The sequence below is a fragment of the Nocardia farcinica genome (genome assembly GCF_029867845.1).
GTDB classification, from domain to species: Bacteria; Actinomycetota; Actinomycetes; order Mycobacteriales; family Mycobacteriaceae; genus Nocardia; species Nocardia farcinica_A.
The window spans coordinates 1-1,038 of the sequence record NZ_JARWRU010000318.1 but is presented as its reverse complement, the minus strand read 5'-3'; the positions used below and the strand labels follow the sequence as shown (position 1 = coordinate 1,038).

The window sequence follows — 1,038 nt, the reverse complement described above, 5'->3', positions numbered from 1 at the left end:
GGCGTGCACACCCAGGCCGCCAAGCTGGCCGAGTGGATGAGCCTGGCCCTCGACGAACCGGAGCTGCTGCGCTCCCTCGGCGCCAACGCCAGGCTCGGCGTGCTGATCACCGGCCCCGCCGGCGTCGGCAAGGTGACTCTGGCGCGCGCGGTGACCGCCCCGCGCAGGCTGGTCGAACTCGACGGGCCGACCGTGGGCGCGGCCGAGGCGGGCACCCGCCTGCGCGAGGTGGCCGCCGCGGTGGCCGAGGTGGCCTCGGGACAGGGCGGCGTGCTGCTGGTCAGCGACATCGACGCCCTGCTGCCCGCCGAGCCGGAACCGGTCGCCACCCTCATCCTCGACCAGCTGCGCGCCGCCGTCGCCGGGACCGGCGTCGCCTTCCTGGCCACCACCTCGCACCCGACCAGGGTGGACGCCCGGTTGCGCGCCCCCGATCTGTGCGACCGCGAGCTCGCGCTGCCGCTGCCGACCGCGCCGGTGCGCCGCGCGCTGCTGGAACAGGTGCTGCGCAAGGTGCCCACCGGCGAGCTGGCGCTGGAGGAGGTCGCCGCGCGCACGCCCGGCTTCGTGGTGGCCGACCTGGCGGCGCTGGCCAGGGAAGCCGGGCGGCGGGCCGCCTCGCGCGCCAGCCGGGAGGGCAGCGCCCCGGAGCTGACCCAGCAGGACCTGCTCGGCGCGCTGGAGGTGATCCGCCCGCTGTCGCGTTCGGGCACCGAGGAGCTGGCCGTGGGCAGCCTCGGCCTGGACGACGTGGGCGACATGGCCGAGACCAAGCAGGCCCTGACCGAGGCGGTGCTGTGGCCGCTGCGCCACCCCGACTCCTTCGCCCGGCTGGGCGTGCAGCCGCCGCGCGGGGTGCTGCTCTACGGCCCGCCCGGCTGCGGCAAGACCTTCCTCGTTCGCGCCCTCGCCGGATCGGGCCAGCTCAGCGTGCACGCGGTCAAGGGCGCCGAGCTGATGGACAAATGGGTCGGCTCCTCCGAGCGCGCGGTGCGCGAGCTGTTCCAGCGGGCCCGCGACTCCGCCCCCTCGCTGATC

Annotated in this window: 1 protein-coding gene; it reads left to right on the top strand. The window is 76.6% G+C overall.

What is annotated here, in order from left to right; genetic code table 11:
• On the top strand, nt 1-1,038 hold a 1,038-nt coding region (locus tag QH283_RS06865; protein WP_280502173.1), incomplete at both ends, for an ATP-binding protein.